This is a genomic window from Corynebacterium sp. HMSC05D03, from assembly GCF_001807205.1.
Taxonomy (GTDB): Bacteria; Actinomycetota; Actinomycetes; order Mycobacteriales; family Mycobacteriaceae; genus Corynebacterium; species Corynebacterium aurimucosum.
The window spans coordinates 47,951-67,080 of the sequence record NZ_KV788165.1; the positions used below are offsets into that span (position 1 = coordinate 47,951).

Annotated in this window: 15 protein-coding genes; 9 read left to right on the forward strand and 6 right to left on the reverse strand. The window is 61.6% G+C overall.

The features are described 5' to 3' along the window. Positions 1-126: 126 nt before the first annotated feature. A complete protein-coding gene (lpdA, locus tag HMPREF3147_RS02030; protein WP_070444038.1) occupies positions 127-1,539 on the reverse strand; it encodes a dihydrolipoyl dehydrogenase in 1,413 nt (470 codons plus the stop codon). A 657-nt stretch (positions 1,540-2,196) separates the two neighbouring features. Here lpdA and HMPREF3147_RS02035 point away from each other — a divergent pair. The 8 genes from HMPREF3147_RS02035 to HMPREF3147_RS02070 all read left to right on the forward strand — a co-directional run bounded on the left by HMPREF3147_RS02035 (position 2,197) and on the right by HMPREF3147_RS02070 (position 11,504). Next, on the forward strand, positions 2,197-3,630 hold the full coding sequence (locus HMPREF3147_RS02035; RefSeq protein WP_070444041.1) for an alpha/beta hydrolase: 1,434 nt from the start codon (positions 2,197-2,199) through the stop codon (positions 3,628-3,630). Between the two features lie 38 nt (positions 3,631-3,668). Next, positions 3,669-4,748: an alpha/beta hydrolase gene (locus tag HMPREF3147_RS02040; RefSeq protein ID WP_070444044.1), complete on the forward strand. Its 1,080-nt coding sequence runs from the start codon at positions 3,669-3,671 to the stop codon at positions 4,746-4,748. Positions 4,749-4,832: 84 nt separating this feature from the next. Continuing rightward, entirely contained in the window at positions 4,833-6,191 is a 1,359-nt protein-coding gene (locus tag HMPREF3147_RS02045) for a M1 family metallopeptidase (protein ID WP_070444046.1), read from the forward strand. A gap of 59 nt (positions 6,192-6,250) precedes the next feature. Beyond that, positions 6,251-7,255, forward strand: coding sequence for a dTDP-glucose 4,6-dehydratase (gene rfbB, locus HMPREF3147_RS02050; RefSeq protein WP_070444049.1), 1,005 nt, complete (start codon positions 6,251-6,253; stop codon positions 7,253-7,255). Positions 7,256-7,262: 7 nt separating this feature from the next. Continuing rightward, complete coding sequence (locus tag HMPREF3147_RS02055) at positions 7,263-8,627, forward strand: sugar nucleotide-binding protein (protein WP_070444052.1); 1,365 nt, start codon at positions 7,263-7,265, stop codon at positions 8,625-8,627. A 117-nt stretch (positions 8,628-8,744) separates the two neighbouring features. Continuing rightward, positions 8,745-9,611, forward strand: a complete 867-nt coding sequence (gene rfbA, locus HMPREF3147_RS02060; RefSeq protein WP_070444055.1) for a glucose-1-phosphate thymidylyltransferase RfbA — start codon at positions 8,745-8,747, stop codon at positions 9,609-9,611. Positions 9,612-9,758: 147 nt separating this feature from the next. Continuing rightward, complete coding sequence (locus HMPREF3147_RS02065) at positions 9,759-10,628, forward strand: thioredoxin domain-containing protein (protein WP_246815690.1); 870 nt, start codon at positions 9,759-9,761, stop codon at positions 10,626-10,628. Positions 10,629-10,709: 81 nt separating this feature from the next. Further along, positions 10,710-11,504, forward strand: coding sequence for a cytochrome c biogenesis CcdA family protein (locus HMPREF3147_RS02070; protein ID WP_070444058.1), 795 nt, complete (start codon positions 10,710-10,712; stop codon positions 11,502-11,504). 14 nt (positions 11,505-11,518) lie between these two features. On the opposite strand, the gene HMPREF3147_RS02075 is transcribed toward HMPREF3147_RS02070, so the two are convergent. The 3 genes from HMPREF3147_RS02075 to HMPREF3147_RS02085 all read right to left on the reverse strand — a co-directional run bounded on the left by HMPREF3147_RS02075 (position 11,519) and on the right by HMPREF3147_RS02085 (position 14,189). After that, complete coding sequence (locus tag HMPREF3147_RS02075) at positions 11,519-12,154, reverse strand: MBL fold metallo-hydrolase (protein ID WP_070444061.1); 636 nt, start codon at positions 12,152-12,154, stop codon at positions 11,519-11,521. After that, entirely contained in the window at positions 12,155-13,306 is a 1,152-nt protein-coding gene (locus HMPREF3147_RS02080; RefSeq protein WP_070444064.1) for an S-(hydroxymethyl)mycothiol dehydrogenase, read from the reverse strand. Between the two features lie 67 nt (positions 13,307-13,373). Then, entirely contained in the window at positions 13,374-14,189 is an 816-nt protein-coding gene (locus tag HMPREF3147_RS02085; protein ID WP_070444067.1) for a GDSL-type esterase/lipase family protein, read from the reverse strand. A 168-nt stretch (positions 14,190-14,357) separates the two neighbouring features. Between HMPREF3147_RS02085 and HMPREF3147_RS02090 the strand changes: the two genes are divergently transcribed. After that, a complete protein-coding gene (locus HMPREF3147_RS02090) occupies positions 14,358-16,043 on the forward strand; it encodes an AMP-binding protein (protein ID WP_070444070.1) in 1,686 nt (561 codons plus the stop codon). Between the two features lie 126 nt (positions 16,044-16,169). Here HMPREF3147_RS02090 and nagE read toward each other — a convergent pair whose 3' ends face one another. Beyond that, positions 16,170-18,305, reverse strand: a complete 2,136-nt coding sequence (nagE, locus tag HMPREF3147_RS02095; protein WP_070444073.1) for an N-acetylglucosamine-specific PTS transporter subunit IIBC — start codon at positions 18,303-18,305, stop codon at positions 16,170-16,172. A gap of 51 nt (positions 18,306-18,356) precedes the next feature. Then, entirely contained in the window at positions 18,357-19,121 is a 765-nt protein-coding gene (gene nagB, locus HMPREF3147_RS02100) for a glucosamine-6-phosphate deaminase (RefSeq protein ID WP_070444076.1), read from the reverse strand. Positions 19,122-19,130: the final 9 nt, after the last annotated feature.

Here is a 19,130-nt window from a genome sequence, read left to right on the forward strand (position 1 = left end):
GTTCGTTCTGTCCTCCAAGCTCTTCGGCTAAAGGCAGGCGCGCTACGGCGCTAAAACCAACTCTCCCCCTCAAACCCTTTCCGGGTTTGCGGGGGAGAGTTCTTGTTTTGGCTTCTTGCCGTGGCCTTAGAGGTTGATCATATGGCCGCCGATACCCTCGGCTGCTTCCTTCATGGCCTCAGACAGAGTCGGGTGTGTGTGAACGTTACGTCCGATCTCCTCAGCGGTGAGATCAAAGCGCTGCGCTAGGGTCAGCTCCGGCAGCAGCTCGGAAACGTTGGAGCCCACCATGTGGCCACCGATGAGCTCACCGAACTCGCTGTCAGCGACGAGCTTGACGAAGCCCGCGGTCTCGTTCAGACCAGCTGCCTTACCGTTGGCGGAGAACGGGAAGGTCGCAACCTTGATGTCGCGGTCGGCGAACTTCTCACGAGCCTGCTCCTCGGTGTAGCCGAAGGAGGCAACCTGCGGGTTGCAGAAGGTAGCGCGCGGCATGTTCATGTAGTCACCCAGCAGCTGGGTCTCAGCGCCGGCGATGACCTCAGCGGCCACGACACCCTGTGCCTCAGCCACGTGCGCAAGCTGCAGCTTCGCGGTGACGTCACCGATGGCGTAAATGCCCTCAACGTTGGTGCGCATGTAGTCATCGATAGCAATGGCTCCGCGCTCGGTGAGCTCGACACCGGTGTTCTCCAGGCCGTAACCCTCGGTGCGCGGGGCGAAGCCGATGGAGACCATGCAGCGGTCAACGGTCAGCGTATCGGTCTTGGATCCGTCCTTAGACTCGACCTCAACGGTGACATTGTCGCCGTTGTCCTTGATAGCGGTGGTCTTGTAACCGGTCAGGAGCTTCACGCCAAGCTTCTTGTATTCCTTGGCAATGGCCTTGGAGACATCCTTATCCTCGTTCGGCAGGACGCGGTCCATGAACTCCACGATGGTCACGTCCACGCCGTAGTTGGCTAGAACGTAAGCAAACTCCATACCGATGGCGCCTGCGCCGACGATAACCATGGAATCCGGGGCATCATCGTTGAGAATCTGCTCCTCGAAGGACACGATGTTGCCGCCGATTTCCACGCCCGGAAGGGAACGGACAACGGAGCCGGTGGCGATAATGCAGTTATCAAAGGTAACGGTCTTACCCTTGTCATCGCCCTCGGTAATCTCGATGGTCTTGGCGTCCTTGAAGGAGCCGAGGCCATTGATCTCCGTAATCTTGTTCTTCTTCATCAGGTAGTGCACACCCTTGACGATGCCCTCCGAAACCTTGCGGGAGCGCTTGTGCGCAACACCGAAGTCGAAAGAAACATCGCCGGAAATACCAAAGGCCTTTGCCTCATGGTTGAAGGTGTGTGCAACCTCAGCGTTCTTAAGAAGAGCCTTGGACGGGATGCAGCCCACGTTGAGGCAGACACCGCCCCAGTACTGCTTCTCAATAACGGCAACCTTCTTGCCCAGCTGGGCAGCGCGGATGGCGGACACGTAGCCGCCGGGGCCCGCGCCGAGTACTACAACGTCAAAATGTTCATTAGTCACGCTCTATAGGATACGTAACTTTAGGCTCGCTGTCCCACCACCCCCGAGCATGTACCCACTGGACGTTCATAGCCGTCCCGATGCAGGCCTAACGCGCGGAATGCACACTGGCACAAATAAACCCCCAACCCCCAATGAAGGGGATTAGGGGAAGGAAAGCGGGGCAGCGCCCCAGCGGATTATTTAGAACAGACCCCAGTCCAGGGCAGCCTTCGAGGACGTAGAGGAGCCGAAGTGAGCGATCTGGCCCAGCACCTGGTTGATGGAAACGAGGATGGTGTCAAAAAAGTTCATTCTTCTTCTTTCTGTTGGTATTTGAGCGGCGTGCGCGACTTTACGCGGCACCCCTCCCGCGAGGTCACAGCGATGCAGGCGGCCGCCGCCGGAGGCGGTCTCGGTACCTAGCTCCACTAACGAACGAGACTGTCGTTGCGTTACGTAACCCAGGAATAGGCGCGGAAAGATTATGACACGGTTTCAACTTCAATACCACCATTCACTTTAATAACTTGGTATGTTTAATCTCGCTACCCTTATCTTCGGGGGTACTGAATTACCCGTCTATCAGTACTTTTACCCATTTCAAGGGTGGTTTGTCCGGAGCATCTTTTAAACTTGCCCCTACACTTCCGCTCATCATCAAGAAAGCGAGATTCCATGAAGATTGCGCGCTCTCTCACGACGCTGGCAGCGGCATCAGCCTTAGCCCTCGGCGCCGTTGTATCCCCTATCGCCAGCGCATCCGACATCGAACCGGAGCAAATCCGCGGAAACGCTGAAGAATCCCAGATTTCCGATATCGACCTTTACACCGAACTCGAGGAATATCTGCCCAAGGATGAGGCCGGCAACCCGAAGCCGTCCCGTGAGCAGTTTGAGGCTTCCTTCGACAAGAAGGTTTCCTACCCAGACGTCAAGATCAGCAACCTCCCAGATAAAAAGAAGTGGATGGGCTACGTCTTCAAATACTGGGATTACCGCCACAAGGTGAAGGCCATCAATGCCACCGCACCTGCAATGGGCCGCGACGTCCCCCTTGCAGTGATCACCCCGGACGGTACCTTTGACGCCTCCCGCCCCACCCTCTACTTGCTCAACGGTGCCGGCGGCGCCGAGCAGGGCATGGACTGGATTACGTCCACCGTCGCCAAGGACCTTGATCCGAATACTGAGAAGACTCAGGACCTCGTTCACTACTACGCCAACCGCAACGTGAACGTCGTCATCCCGCAGGCGGGCGCTTTCTCCTACTACACCGACTGGCTGACTACCCCGGACCGCGGCTACCTCAAGGGCCCACAGAAGTGGGAGACCTTCCTGACCAAGGAGCTGCCGGGACCGCTGGAGAAGCACATTAACGGCAACGGCAAGCGCGGCATCGCCGGCATGTCCATGTCTGCTACCTCCTCGCTGGTGCTGGCGCAGCACAATCCGAAGTTCTACGATGCCATCGGCTCCTACTCCGGTTGCGCTGCTACCTCTACTCCGCTGCCGAACTTCTACGCGCAGCTCACGGTAAACCGCGGCGGCGGAAGCACCGAGCAGATGTGGGGCGCAAAGGGCGGTGACTACAACCGCTACAACGATGGCCTCATTAACGCCACGAAGAACAACATGGGCAATTCCAAGGTCTACGTTTCCGCCAACTCCGGTTTGGCTGGAGCAACTGACTTGGGCTCGTCCAAGATTGACGCCTTGGGCTCGTCCCAGGCGTTCAAGTCCTCCTCCACCCTCGTGGTTGAGGGCGGCGTCATCGAGGCAGCCATGAACGCCTGCACGCATGATCTGAAGGCAAAGATGGAGCGCGAGGGTGTCGACGCTGTATTCAACATGCGCAACACCGGTACCCACTCCTGGCCGGGCTGGTATGACGACGTCAATTCCTCGTGGCCGACTTTCGCACGCGCCTTCGGTCTTCCTGAGAACCCCTCCGCACCTGAAGCGGCAACTTATGCCGCAGATGAGGACACGAGCGCTAACGAAATGAAGGCCGAGGCCGATAGTCAGGATGCGAAATTGGATGAGGCAGAGGCGGACAATGACGCCCCCGCTGATTCCCTGCCAGTAGATACTGAGGCGACCGAGCACTAAGCTCTATTCGCCGTAACAATTGTTGAATAAGGAACGTTATGAAGCGTCTTAGCTCTCTCCTCGCCGCCGGCGCGCTCTGCGCAGCCGCGCTGGTCAGCCCCGTTGCGGGTGCTGCCACCATCATCCCGCAGCAGGTTGCGGGTGACACTGCCCTATCCACCATCTCGGACCTGCAGGTCACCCCGGAGGTGGAGAGCCAGAAGTGGTATGAGCACTACAAGGATGACGCTCGCGTTCTCAAGCTGGAGGCTACCTCGCCGGCGATGAACGGCCGCACCATTCCGCTGGCCGTCATCCCGGCCAAGAACCCGGACCGCCCGACGGTCTACCTGCTCAACGGAGCTGGTTCCGCCGAGCAGGACTCCGACTGGTTGTACATGTCTGATGCCGTGGACTTCTACGCTGAGAAGGACGTCAACGTGGTGGTTCCGCAGGCAGGTGCCTTCTCCTACTACACCGATTGGCTGGAGGAGCCCAACGGCAAGTACCTCAATGGCCCGCAGAAGTGGGAGACCTTCCTGACCAAGGAGCTCCCTGGCCCGCTGGAGGAGCGCCTGAACGCAAGCAACAAGCGCGCTATCGCCGGCATGTCCATGTCCGCGACGTCCTCGCTGCTGCTTGCTCAGCACAACCAGGGATTCTATGACGCAGTTGGTTCCTTCGCCGGCTGTGCTGCGACCGCCTACCCCACTGAGTACGAATTCCTGCGCCTCACCGTGAACCGCGGTGGCGGCCAGCCGGAGCAGATGTGGGGACCGATGGGTTCTGCCTACAACCGCTACAACGACGCCCTGATGAACTCCGAGAAGCTGCGCGGCACCAAGCTGTACATCTCCTCCGCATCGGGCTTCGCCGGTGAGCAGGATACCCCGTCCTACTACATCAACAAGGGCTACAGCCCGTTGACGGCGTACCTGGGCTCGGCGCAGCTGCAGGTGGAAGGCGGCGTCATCGAGGCGGCCGTTAACCACTGCACCCACATGCTCAAGGCAAAGCTGGATAAGCAGAACATTCCGGCAACCTACAACTTCCGCAACGTAGGCACGCACTCTTGGCCGGGCTGGCGCGAGGACCTAGTGAAGTCCTGGCCCACCTTTGAGGAAGCCTTCAACTCCTAAATAGTAAGCGGAGCACGTCGCGGTGCGGCGTGCCTGCTCCCCTGGCTTCGGATAAACCAGGCAGGGCGGTAGGATAGCGGCATTATGAAGCTGCTTTCTACCGCCCTTTCGCATATCTCGTCCACCCGCGGCCACGCCGCGCTCACCCGGGATAGCTACACGGGGGTGGACTTCAACCTCGGCTTCGAAGTCACCCACTATGACTTGGATCTGACCTACCGCGTGGAGCCCAACATGCTCCAAGGCGAAGCTGTGCTTCATATTCGTGCGTTGGAGGACTTAGACAAGCTCACGCTCGACCTTGGCGGAGCCATGGTGGCTCGTCGTATTACGGCGAAGCATGCCCCGCGCGTGGCCAAGTTCCGCCTATCCGGAGGAAAGCTGCGCTTGAACTTCGCCGACACAATCGCAGAAGGCCACGAGTTTGAACTGCTGATCCGCTATGGCGGCTCACCCCGCCCGCTGCGCACGCCATGGGGTGAGATCGGCTGGGAGGAGACGGATTCTGGCTCTTTGGTAGCTAGCCAGCCCAATGGCGCGCCCAGCTGGTTCCCATGCGATGACACCCCGTCTGCCAAAGCCACCTACGATATTCGCATTACCGCGGATGATCCTTTCGTGGTCATTTCCAACGGCAGGCTGGTCTCCCGTCGCAGCTCCGGTGGTTCTATGACGCGCTGGCACTACCGCGTCAAGCACCCCATGGCCACCTACCTGGCCACGGTCCAAGTTGGCGAATACATCGAAATCCCGCTCGGGTCCAACGTCCGCGCGTGGGCACCGGCCCGCCTCAAGCAGGTAGTGCTCGAAGAATTCGCCCAGCAGCAGGAGATGCTGGATTTCTATTCCACGCTCTTTGGCCACTATCCTTTCGCCGATTACCAGGTAGTCATTACCGATGATGAGCTGGAAATCCCGCTCGAAGCCCAGGGCCTGTCTATCTTTGGCTCCAACCACGTCAAGGGGGATCACGTCTTCGAGCGGCTCATCGCGCACGAGCTCTCCCACCAGTGGTTCGGCAACTCCGTGGGCCTTATGGAGTGGAAGGATATCTGGCTCAACGAAGGTTTTGCCTGCTACTGCGAGTGGCTGTGGTTCGAGCACGCGCATGGCCGCCCGGCACATGACTCGGCGCGCTCGCACTACCAGGTGCTGGCCCGCAAGAAGCAGGACATTCTGCTCAGCGATCCTGGTACGCGCGATATGTTCGATGACCGCGTCTACAAGCGCGGTGCGCTGACCGTCCACGCACTGCGCCGCCTCGTGGGTGATGAGGCCTTCTTCCGCACGGTGCGGGAGTACCTCACCGCAGCGCAGCACTCGGTGGTGACCCCGGAGGATCTCATTAGCCGCATGCGCAAGGCTGCTGAGAACCCGGGTGACGTCGACCAGCTCCTAGCCCAGTGGTTGGATAAGCCGGAGCTGCCGCGCTTCCCGCTATAAAAATCGGCCGCTTCATCCCGGCAGTACCATGAGCACTGCATGCTCTAAACTGGGAGACCATGCGCAGACTGCTTGTTACCGGCGGCGCCGGCTTTATTGGTGCAAACTTCGTGCGGCTCGTGGCCCAGCAGCGCCCGGAGGTGGAGATCACCGTCCTAGATAAGCTCACCTACGCGGGCAATCGCGCCAATCTCGACGGCGTGGACGCCGAGCTCGTGGTGGGGGACGTGGCGGATGAGGGGGTCGTCGACAAGCTCGTGTCCCAGGCGGATACCGTGGTGCACTTCGCAGCGGAATCCCACAATGACAACTCTTTGCGGGATCCTTCGCCCTTCCTCCACACCAACATCATGGGCACCTTCGTGCTGCTGGAGGCCTGCCGCCGCCACGATGTGCGCCTCCACCACGTCTCCACCGATGAGGTTTTTGGTGATTTGGAGATTGGCGCCGATACCTACTTCACCGAGGAGACTCCCTATAACCCCTCTTCGCCCTATTCGGCCACGAAAGCCGGCTCGGATCACCTGGTGCGCGCGTGGGTGCGCAGTTTTGGGCTGCGGGCAACCATTTCGAATTGCTCCAATAACTACGGCCCCTACCAACACATTGAGAAGTTCATTCCGCGACAGATCACCAACCTGCTTCTAGGCCAGCCCGCCAAGCTTTATGGCACCGGCGAGCAGGTGCGGGATTGGATTCACGTGGATGATCACAACGAGGCCGTACTCGCCATCCTGGACCGCGGGCGCATCGGTGAGACCTATAACATCGGCGCTGACCAGGAGGATACGAATAACCGCCAGGTCATCGAGATGATCTGTGAGCTCATGGGCGCGACAGATGACGGCCAGGCGCGTTTCGAGCACGTGGCGGACCGCCCGGGCCATGACCAGCGCTATGCCATGGATGCCAGCAAACTGCGCCGCGAGCTGGGCTGGAGCCCGCGCTACACGGATCTGCGCGAAGGCCTGGCCGCCACCATTGAGTGGTACCGCGCCCACGAAGAGTGGTGGCGCCCGGGCAAGGAAGAAGTCGAAGCCAACTACGCGAAGCAAGGACAGTAAAGAAACCATGAAGGTGCAGTCAACGGCCATTGAGGGCCTGCTCATTGTGGAGCTCGACGTCCACGGCGATAACCGCGGCTGGTTCAAGGAGAACTGGCAGCGCGAAAAGATGCTGGCGGCGGGTTTACCGGACTTCCAACCGGTGCAAAACAACGTTTCCTTCAATGCAGAGAAGGGGGTTACGCGCGGGTTGCACGCGGAGCCCTGGGACAAGCTCGTCTCCGTAGCCTCCGGCCGGGCCTTCGGCGCGTGGTGCGATCTGCGTGAGGGCTCTTCTACCTTTGGCCAACTGGTAACCCACGAGCTGCGCGAGGACGTGGCCGTCTTCGTGCCGCGGGGCGTGGCTAATGGTTTCCAGGCGTTGGAGGCCTGCGCCTACTCCTACCTGGTCAATGACCACTGGTCCCCGGATGCGGAGTACACCTGCGTCAACCTGGACATGGTGGACTGGCCGCTGGAACCGACGGAGATCTCCGACAAAGACAAGGCGCACCCCGCGCTTGCCGACGTCTCCCCCATGCCCCCTCGCCGGATCCTGGTCACCGGGGCCAACGGGCAGCTGGGCCGCGCATTAAAGAAGTTCTTGCCCTCCGCTGGTTTGGGCGCGGTGGAGTTCTGCTCTCACTCTGACTTCGACATCACCAACCCGCCTGCCCGCCCGTGGAAGCAGTACTCCGCCATCATCAACTGCGCGGCCTATAACGATGTCAACGGCGCGGAGGACGATCGCGCCGCGGCCTGGGACGTCAACGCCTCCGCCCCGGCGAAGCTCGCGCGCATTGCGGCGGAGAATAACCTGACCTTGGTACACGTATCCAGCGATTATATCTTTGATGGCTCTCACGAGGTCCACTCCGAGGAGGAAGTGCCTTCCCCGCTCTCGGCCTATGGGGCGTCGAAAGCCGCGGGCGATACCGCCGCGCAAACCGCACCGCGCCATTACGTCATCCGCACCTCGTGGGTCTTCGGCGATGGCGCCAACTTCATGGCCACCATGCGCTCGTTGGCGAATAAGGGCGTCAAGCCCTCCGTCATTCATGATCAGCGCGGGCGCCCCACCTTCGCCGAGGACCTGGCCAAGGGCATCATCCACCTGCTCAAGACTGAAGCCGAGTACGGCGTGTACAACATCTCCAACTCGGGCGATGTGGTGGGCCGCGATGAGATTGCCATGGCCGTTTTCACCGGCGTGGGCCAGGATCCCGCCAATGTCGCGCCGGTCAGCACCGAGCAGTACCGCGAGATCGCCGGGCCCGAAGCCCCCCGCCCGAAGGAGTCCACCTTCGACCTGTCCAAGATTGAAGCCACCGGCTTTAAACCCATGAACTGGCGGGCCGCTTTGGCGCTCTACCTGGGGCTTTACCCGGCATAACACTCAACATAACACTTAACTTCCCAGGTGTTATGTTATGTGGGAAGTTAAGTGTTATGTTCGCCAGCCCGCGCCGTCGCGCCCCGGCGCGGGACCCCTCCGTTAAGCTTGAAGCCCATGAAGGGCATCATTCTCGCAGGCGGCTCTGGGACCCGCCTCTACCCCATTACCAAGGGCATCTCGAAGCAGCTCATGCCCATCTATGACAAGCCGATGGTCTACTATCCCCTGACCACCCTGATCCAGACCGGCATACGCGAGATCCTCATCATCACCACCCCGGAAGATCAGGCAGCCTTCCAGCGCCTGCTCGGCGATGGCTCGCAGCTCGGCCTCATGCTGCACTATGCGGTCCAACCCCGGCCCGAAGGTTTGGCGCAGGCCTTCCTCATCGCGGAAGACTTCATCGCTGAGGATGATGTGGCCCTCGTCTTGGGCGACAATATTTTTGACGGACACGGCTTCTCCACGGCACTGAATGAGTGCAGCCGCCCAGGCGGCGGCATCATCTTTGCCTACGAGGTTTCCGATCCGCAGCGCTACGGCGTTGTCGACTTTGACTCCTCCGGCCAGGCCCTGTCCATCGAGGAAAAGCCCGATGCACCCAAGTCTAACCACGCCGTGGTGGGCTTGTATTTCTACGACAATTCGGTGGTGGAGATTGCCAAATCCATCCAGCCCAGCGCGCGCGGGGAGTTAGAGATCACCGCCGTCAACGAGGAATACCTGCGCCGCGGGCAGCTGCGCGTCAAGCGCATGCAGCGCGGTGACGTCTGGTTGGATACCGGCACGGTGGACTCCATGAGTGAGGCCTCGTCCTACGTCGAGGTGATGCAAAAACGCACCGGCACCGTCATTGGTTCGCCGGAGGTTGCTGCCTTCGAGGAAGGCTTCATCGATGCCGCCGCACTCACCGAGCTGGCCGAGCCCCTCCTGAAGTCCGGCTATGGCCGTTATCTCCTCGCCGCCGCCCAAGAGAGCTAAGCCCGAGGTACCGATCGATCAAATAAGGGCTCAGATACCGGAGGTTTTCGGACCTTATTTGATCGATCGGTACGCGCCTAAGCGTCCCTCGCCCTGTATCAGGAGCCACCATCACCCAAACGAGCCCAGACGCGTTAAGGTAATCGCATGCCTAGTTCATCCTCTCGTCCCACCAATGATTCGAAGAAATCAGCGCTATCCACCATCAGCCCCGTGGCGTGGGGATTGTTAGTAATCATTGTAATTCTGGCCATCATCATTGGTTTCCTGCTGGCGGAACGTGCTTCTTCCAACGACGAAGGTACTCACGCAGCGCAGGAGACCGCGACGAGCACGGCACCCACCGAAGACCTAACGAAGGACGCTGACAAGGCCACACCCGGCACGAAATTCGCCGACGGCAAGGGTGACCCGATGATTTTCGGCCCCGGCGGCGATATCAAGACCGGGGATATCACAGTCGTGCACCGCAAGAAAGAGGACGATCCTTTCGCCGTGGGCGCGGTGGATGCGCCCGTGGTGATTTCGGAATTCTCCGATTTCGAGTGCCCGTTCTGCTCCCGCCACGCTAATGTCACCGAGCCGGATATCCTTAAAAAGTACGTGGAAAAGGGCCTGGTGCGCATCGAATGGAATGACTTCCCCGTGAACGGCCCCGCCGCCGTCGAAGCTGCCAAGGCCGGGCGCGCGGCCGCAGCACAGGGCAAGTTCCAGGAGTTCAAGCACGAGCTCTACACCGCCAGCAAGGACATCAGCGGCCACCCAGAATTCGGCATCGAGGACTTCATGAAGTTTGCCAAGAAGGCCGGCGTTGCGGACTTGGAGAAGTTCCGCCAGCAGGCCACGGATGACACCTACACCGAGGTCATCGAGACAGCCACCAGCTATGCGTCCCAGATTGGTATTACGGGTACCCCGGCCTTCGTGGTGGGAGATCAGTTCGTCAGTGGTGCGCAGCCCCTAGAGGTATTTGAGCAGGTCATCCAGGAACAGCTGGGAAAGGCGGCCAATGCCTAAACCACCGCTTATCGTGTGGGTCTTCATCGCACTGGTTATCTTGACCGCATTCTTGGGCGGTTATGCAGTAGGGGTGAGCGTATGAGCATCGGAATTTTTGGCGCCGTCATCGCCGGTGTGCTGACTTTGATCAGCCCCTGTTCAGCGCTGTTGGTGCCAGCCTTCTTTGCCTATGCCTTTGAGTCACAGCGCCAGCTGCTATTCAAGACCATGGTCTTCTTTTTGGGCCTGTGCACCACGCTCGTGCCCATCGGCATGGGCCTGGCCGCCCTGCTTGCGCAATACCGCAGCCAGGTCATCACGGTGGCGGGGTGGATCATCATCGCGCTGGGAATCTTTACCGCCCTAGGTGGCGGCTTCCGCATCCCCGGCATGGATGCCCTGTCCGGTAAGGCGCGGGGCAAGGTATTTCTGCTCGGCGCGGTTTATGGCTTCGCCGGCTTTTGCGCGGGCCCGCTCCTAGGTGCTGTTCTCACCACGGCCGCAGCGTCGGGCAGCGCGCTCTACGGCGGACTCATTATGGTGGCTTATGCTGCGGGCATGGCTGCACCGCTCTTTGTGCTGGCTGCGCTGTGGGAGCGCCTCGATGTGGGCTCGTGGTCCTGGCTGCGCGGGCGCGAGGTGGTCCTCGGCCCCGTGCGCACGAATACCTTGTCCATTGTCTCGGGCGCGTTCTTCGTGCTCATCGGCGTGCTGTTTATTTTGAGCTACGGCAGCGCAACACTACCCGCGGTCTTAAGCACGGATGCACAGTTCGCAGTGCAGGAAAAAGCCCGCGCCTTCAGCGCGGGCGTGGCGGATGCGTGGGTCTGGTTCGGGCTTTCACTCGCTGCCACGGTGGCCGTGGGAGTGAAAGCAGCCCGCACCCAGGCCTAAGGTTTGCTTAAGGTCTAGTAACCGCGCGCGATGTACTCATCGATGCGCGCCGCCTCAGCACCAATGGTGGTCTCATCGCCGTGGCCCGGGAGGACGCGGGTCTCCGGCGGGAGGTTCAACACGCGGTTGCGCAGGGACTCGATGATGACGTCGAAGTCAGAGTACTTGCGGCCGGTAGCGCCCGGCCCGCCATTGAAGAGGGTATCTCCCGACAGCAGCGTGGCCTCATCCGCGATGTAGAGCACCACGCACCCCGGCGAGTGACCCGGCGTGTGAAAGACCACGAAGTCACTATCGCCCACGGTGAAGAGCTGGTTATCCTCCAGCGGCACGAAGGTGGCGTCCTCGTGCGTCTCCTCCCACAGGGGGCGATCATCCGGGTGCAGGTACACAGACACACCGAAGTGCTCAGCCACCTGGGGCGCGAGTTCGCAGTGGTCGTTATGTGCGTGGGTGAGGATAACGCCCTTGACGGTGCGCTGTCCTACCTCTTCGATGACGCGCTCGGCGTCGTGGGAAGGATCGATGATGTAGCACTCGGCGTCGCTTGACGCGCCACCAGCGGCCAGGATGTAGACGTTATTGTCCACGTCCCACTCACCGCCATCCAGGCGGAACTTTCCTGAGGTTACAAACTGTTCAATGATCATTTACAGCTCCACTACGGATCGAAGTACCTTGCCAGCCTTCATGGTAGCGAAGGCTTCCTCAACGTCGTCCAGACCAATGCGTTCGGTGACGAAGTCCTGCAGCGGGAAGCGGCCCTGCAGGGAGAGGTCGACGTACATGGGGAAGTCACGCTCCGGCAGGCAATCGCCGTACCAGGAGGACTTCAGCGATCCGCCGCGTCCAAAGAAATCGATCGCCGGGACGTCGAAGCGGCTGGTGAGGTTCGGCACGCCCACCATGACCATGCGGCCGGCCAGGTCGCGGGAGTAGAAGGCCTGGCGGGTGGTCACCGGGATGCCCACGGCGTCAATGGCCACGTCGGTGCCGAAACCATCGGTGAGCTCGCGGACTGCCTCGATGACCTCGTCCTCAGACTTATCCTTCGCCGCAACGGTGTGGGTAGCGCCGAACTTCTTGGCCAGTTCCAGCTTGTCCGGGTCCAGGTCCACGGCGATGACCTTGGAGGCACCCGCCAGCACCGCGCCGGCAATGGCCGCCATGCCCACGCCACCGCAGCCGAAGACCGCGACGGACTCGCCGCGCTTGACGTCCGCGGTATTCACCGCAGCGCCCAAGCCGGCCATCACGCCACAGCCCAGCAGGCCCGCGGCCGCCGGGTCTGCCTCCGGGTTGACCTTGGTGCACTGGCCTTCGTGGACCAGGGTCTTCTCCGCGAAGGAGCCGATGCCGAGCGCCGGGGTGAGCTCGGTGCCGGCGTCCTTATCCCCGTCCGCGAGCGTCATCTTCGCGGAGGCGTTGTGGGTGTTGAAGCAGTACTTCGGCTCACCCTTCTTGCAGGCGCGGCACTCGCCGCACACCGCGCGCCAGTTCAGGACCACGAAGTCACCGACCTCGACGTGGGTGACGGCATCGCCCACGCGCTCGACGACGCCCGCCGCCTCATGCCCAAGCAGGAAGGGGAAGGCATCCTCGATATCGCCATCGCGGTAAGCCAGGTCGGTGTGGCAGACGCCGCAGGCCTGGACCTTGACCACGACATCGTGCTCGCCCGGGGCGGGCACGACGATGTTGACGGTCTCGACGGGCTCGCCCTTCGCGCGCGCAATCACGCCGCGGACGACCTCCGCGCCTTGCTGGGAGTTATTTTCATTTACATTTTCATTAACAGCCATGTCCGCGAGGGTACGCGAAAGGCCCGGGCAACGTTGCCCGGGCCTGAAAAGTCAGAAGAGCGCGCTTCTAGAAGCTAGCGAGGTGGTTGGCCACAAACTCGTGACCGCGCGCATTAATGTGCAGCGGCAGGTTGCCCGGCCCCGCAGAGAAGTCCACCAGACCCGCCCACAGGCGCTTGTCGGCATCGGCACACATGCCACGATCCCAGGTCATCGGCTTCATGTCCACGAACTCGGTTCCGGTAGCGCGCGCCAGGTCCACCTGCATCCACTGCGCGACGTTTTCATAGCGCTGCACCATCGGCAGGGCCGTGGCGTCGGCCGGCTTCGGGCCGAAGTGAAGGAGGCAGTAGCGGTCGCCCGAGCCAATGGTCGGGTAACCCACGATCTGGATGCGGGCATTGGGCGCTGCCGCACGGATCTTGTGGATCAGCGGCGCATTGGCGCCGACCCAGCGGGCGCGCAGGTCGCCGTCGGAAAGCCCGGCGTTGTTATACGTATCGTTGAACCCGCTGGAGAAGAGCACGCGCTGGGTGTCCGCACTGAGCGCGCCACGGCGAATGGCATCATCGATCTGCGCATTCACCTGCGGACCCTGGGACATGGACACAGCACCGGAGCAGGAGAAGTCCGCCACCGGCATGCCCAGCTTGGCGGCGGTGCGCTTGGCGTAGTTATTGCCGGACGGGCAGTTCAAGCTCGGGTTGCGCTGAGAAGAGCCCAATCGCGAGGACAGATACACATCCAGTTGCGGATCCGCGAGCACGGAATCACCGAAGGCAACGAGGTTTCGCTCGCCGGCAACAGCCTGGGGAGCTTGGGCCAATCCAACCGCCACGAGGAGGGCGGCGCAGAGGGTGGCAATGCGCTGAGTAGACTTCACGTGACTAATGTCCTTCCAAGAGAGTATGTTCTAGACCGAAACCATAATAGACTACGCTAGCGGTTGCAGCTTATGTAACAATAGCAACACCTGTAACAGGTTGTCGTTTTTATTGCGGCTCCCCCGCCGCCCCGTAACCTCTTTTCCCCTCTTATCGATGAGAACCTTATGAAGCTTTCTGATGTAACCTTTCACGCCGCTGCCCTCGGGCGTTTTATCCCCTCGCTGTTCCGCGCAGGCCTCATTAGCCCCGCCGGCGGCCCGCGGGCGGTGGCCTTGACGGCACCGGTTCTCGCGCGCTACCGCTTCACCACCGCCCGCGAAGTAGAGCAGGCATACATGACCTGCCCAGAACGCCTAGCGCTTATCGACGATGACGGGGCACTCACCTACCGCCAACTGCGCGATCATTCCCGTACCTTTGCGCGCTGGTTGCGCTCCCTAGGCCTCGACGAGATCCGCCTCGGTGTTATGGCACGCAACGGCCGCGGCATCATCACCCCGTTGGCCGCCAAGGGCTATGCGGGGGCACACATCTTTTTGCTCAACGTTGGATCTTCCCCCGAGCAGCTTGCCGGCTGCATCGAGGAAAACCGCATCAACGTGCTCGTTATCGACGATGAATTCATCGACCGTCTCGCCCCCGCCGACGACTCTAATCCCACCAATAGCGCTAGCCCCATTGATGGCCTGCACGTGGTCATTGGCCACGAGTCCGGTGCGGAGATTCCCGCCGAGTTGGCACAAGCGGCATCGCTGCGCAAGATCGTGGAGAACCCGCGGGACGTCGAAAAGCAGAAGCTTCCCACCTGGCCCAAGCACGGGCATATCGTGCTGATGTCCTCCGGCACCACGGGTATTCCCAAGGGAATCATGCGCCCGGAGCCCACGCTGCCAGTGGTGGTTGCCTCCATCGTGAATGCGGTGCCGTGGCGCGGGGACCAAAAGGTGCAGATGACCGCCTCCATCTTCCACACGTGGGGCTGGGCCTGCCTTAACATCGCTCTGGGCCTGCGCAATACCATTGTCACCCGCCGTGTCTTTGACCCGGCGGCCGCGCTCGATGATATCCAGCGCTACCAGCTCGATGGCCTGCTCTCCTCCCCCGTCTTCTTCCGCCAGATGGTTGAGGTTGACCCGGATTCGGCGTATTACACCTCAAGCCTGAAGTTCATTGCCTCCGCCGGGCACGCGCTGACCCCGGAGATTGTCAAGGAAACCCACGAGCGCTTCGGCCCGATTCTCTGCAATGTTTATGGCTCCACGGAGCTAGCCCTAGCCTCAACCGCCACGATGGAAGAGGTGGCTAAGGACCCGACCATCGGCGGCAAGATTGCCTCCGGCACCAAGCTGCGCATCCTCGATGAGGAAGGCAATGAGGTCCCGCGCGGCGAGGTCGGCGAGATTTACCTGACTAATTCCACCGCGCTCATTGGCTATACGAACCCGAAGATTCCGCTCAACAAGGTTGATGGCCTCATCTCCATCGGGGACTTGGGCTATATCGACCCCGACGGCTACCTGCACGTGGTGGGCCGCGCCGATGACATGATCATCGTCGGTGGTGAGAACGTGCACCCGCAGTCGGTGACGGAGGTTCTTGAGGCCATGCCGGGCATCGCGGAGGTGCACGCCGGCGGCGTGGAGGATGAGACCACCTTCCAGCGCATCGCCGTGTGGGCAGTAACCACGCGGGATGCCCTGGGCAACACCGTGACTGCCGATAGCATCCGCACCTGGGTCCGCGAGAACCTCGCCGACCACTCCGTGCCGCGCGACGTCCACTTCCTAGACAAGCTGCCGCGCAACGCCACGGGCAAAGTGGTGCCGCGCCTGCTAAGCCACACCGACTAGCCCACGCTTTTAGACCCCAAGCCAAAACTGCCCTAGTTGCCAAAACCTTCGCTCCTCGCCGCATGAAGCAGCATGGGTTTTGTCAACTAGGGCAGTTTTATGTCTGGGCTGAGCCAGGGGGTCAGCTTAGCTGCTGCGCTTGACGGTGGCCGCAACCTCGCCTGGCAGGACATGGCCCTCGCGAGCAATGTCGACTCCGGCAACCTGCTTGGCCGTCGGGCACACCACCGGGGTGATGAGGTTGACGCCGCGCTCGCGCAGCTTGCTCGCCTCCACCGCGATGATCGGCGTGCCGGCAGTGACGGTATCGCCCTTCTTGGCCAGGGCCGTGAACCCTTCGCCCTTGAGCTCCACGGTGTCGATGCCGATGTGGATGAGCAGGTCCAGCCCGTCTGCCGTCTTCATGCCAAAAGCATGGCGCGTCTTGAAGACCATGGTGATGGTGCCGTCTACTGGGGCGCAGACGTCGAAGGCATCGACGGCATCAGGCATAACGGCGAAGCCTTCGCCCACCATGCCCTGGGCAAAGGAGGCATCCGGGACCTGGGAGAGCTCGACGACGTCACCCGCGAACGGGGCGCGCACGTCGACGTCCGCGTCATCGCTGCTGACGCTCTTGGCGCTGGAGCCGGCCGGCACGCTGGCTGCAGCCCCCGCGGCTCCAGTCGCGCTCGCTGCACCAGTCGTGGCCAGGGCCGGGGAACCGTGGCGCAGCTGGTGGCTGACTTCGTCATACATGAACTGTACGGCCGGGCCCACGATGACCTGAACACTCTTCTCGGAGGGGTGGATGACACCGGAGACGGCGGCGCGTTTGATCAGGGAGTCGCGAACAAGCGCGCGGTCCTTGACGCCCACGCGCAGGCGCGTAGTGCAGTAGTCCAGTGAGTCGATGTTGTCTTTGCCGCCGAGGCCCTCGATGATGCGGGCGGCATCGGCTGCGGTCTTGTCATCGCCCGTAGCGGAATCCGCCGCGTCCTCGGCCTCATCCTCGCCGCGGCCCGGGGTCTTGAGGTTCAGCCAGCCGATGAGGAAATAGAAGATGATGAAGTAGAGGAAGAAGAAGCCCACGCCCATCACCAGCAGCATGTACCACTTGTTGGCCAGCGGGTTCTGCGAGGAAAGCAGCATGTCCACGAAGCCGGCAGAGAAGCCGAAGCCAGCGGTCCACTCCATGGTGGAAGCGATGAAGACGGACAGGCCCATCAGCAGCGCGTGCACCACATAGAGCAGCGGGGCGACGAACATGAAGGAGAACTCCAGCGGCTCGGTCACACCGGTGAAGAAGGAAGCCAGGGCACCAGCAGCCATCAAGGAGCCGACCACCTTGCGCTTCTTCTTATCCGCACGCAGGTACATCGCGAGTGCCGCGCCCGGCAGACCGAACATCATGACCGGGAAGAAGCCCGCCTGGTAGCGGCCCACAACGCCCTCGACCGTGCACTGTCCATTCGCCCAGATGCCCGGGCAGTCCGCGGCGGAGGTGGCGGCTGCGGCTGCTTCGATGGTCTTTTGGCCCGCCTGGAAGTTGCCAATGTCGTTGATACCGATGACGTCGAACCAGAAGACGGAGTTCAACGCGTGGTGCAGGCCAGTCGGGATGAGCAGGCGGTTAGCCACACCATAGATACCGGCGCCCGCCGCGCCCAGGCCCTGGATGGACGTACCGAAGTTGAAGAGCGCGTTGTAAATGAACGGCCATACGAAGTAGAGGATGCCGGAAATCACCATGGCGATGATGGCGGTAAGAATCGGCACGAGGCGCCGGCCTGAGAAGAAGGCCAAAAAGTCCGGCAGCTTGGTGCCGTGGAAGCGGTTATAGACCCAGGCCGCCATGATGCCGGCGAGGATGCCAAAGAGGACGTTTCCGCCGCCCACGGCGTTCCAGCCCTCCGATGCCCAGTGCAGAGCCTCATCGCCGGTCAGCGCGGTGGGGTCTTCGATGCCGCGATAACCGGCCACGGCGTCGGGGCCGAGCAGCTTCATGAAGGTGGCGAAGGCCAAGAAACCAGAGAGTGCCGCAGCACCGTTGGAATCCTTGGCCAGGCCGAAAGCAATGGCGATGGCGAAGATCCAGCCCAGGTTGGCCAGGACCGCGTCACCGGAGCTAATCAGCAGCTGGGCGGCGAGGTTATCCGGGCCGGCGGCGCTGGAAATCCAGTAGCCAAGGCCACTGAGGATCGCCGCGACGGGCAGCACCGCCACGGCGCCCATGAGCGCTTTTCCGAGCCGCTGTAGCGGCCCCATGACATCTATTTTCATGTCTGACACGTCCTTTCGAGAAGGGAAGTTATGGAATTAGAAAAAGGAGCTTTAACGCAGGCGGTTCTGGTCCGCGAAGAGGTAGTACTCGCGGTCCTCCAAGAGGGCGGCAGCGGCTTCATCAACGATCACGGTTGCGTGCGGGTGCAGCTGCAGCACCGAACCAGGGCAGCGCGCTGAGAGCGGTCCCTCAACCATCGCTTGCACCGCGTTGGCTTTGTTGCTGCCGGTGGCGATGAGGAGCAGGTGGCGGGCCTCGCTAATCGTGCCCAAGCCCTGCGTGAGTGCGTGGCGCGGAACGTCCTCGACATTGTCGAAGAAACGGGAGTTATCCTGCACAGTCTGCGGGTGCAGCGCCACCACGCGAGTGCGCGAGGTCAGGGAGCTCGACGGCTCGTTAAAGCCGATGTGGCCATTCGCACCGATGCCGAGCAACTGGATATCGATGCCACCGGCATTCCGGATGGCCTGGTCATAGGCAGCGGTGGCTGCCACGGGGTCGGCAGCGCTGCCCTCTGGGCTCTTGACCAAGGCATCATCGAAATCGACGTGGCTGGTGAAGTCACGGCGGATGGTGGCGTAGTAGGACTGCTCGTGTTCGGGGTTAAGGCCAAGGTACTCGTCGAGAAGAAATGCGTGGCTGCCCGCGAAGCTGACCTCGCCGCGCTCGTGGCGGGCGATGAGCTCCTTGTACGTGGCCACCGGGGTGGAACCGGTGGCCAGCCCCAGGGTGGCGGAATTGTTGGCGTAGCGTGCGAGGATATCGGCGGCCGCGGCGGCGACCTCGGCGGGGGTGGAGCGAATGAGGATGTCCATAATCTGCCT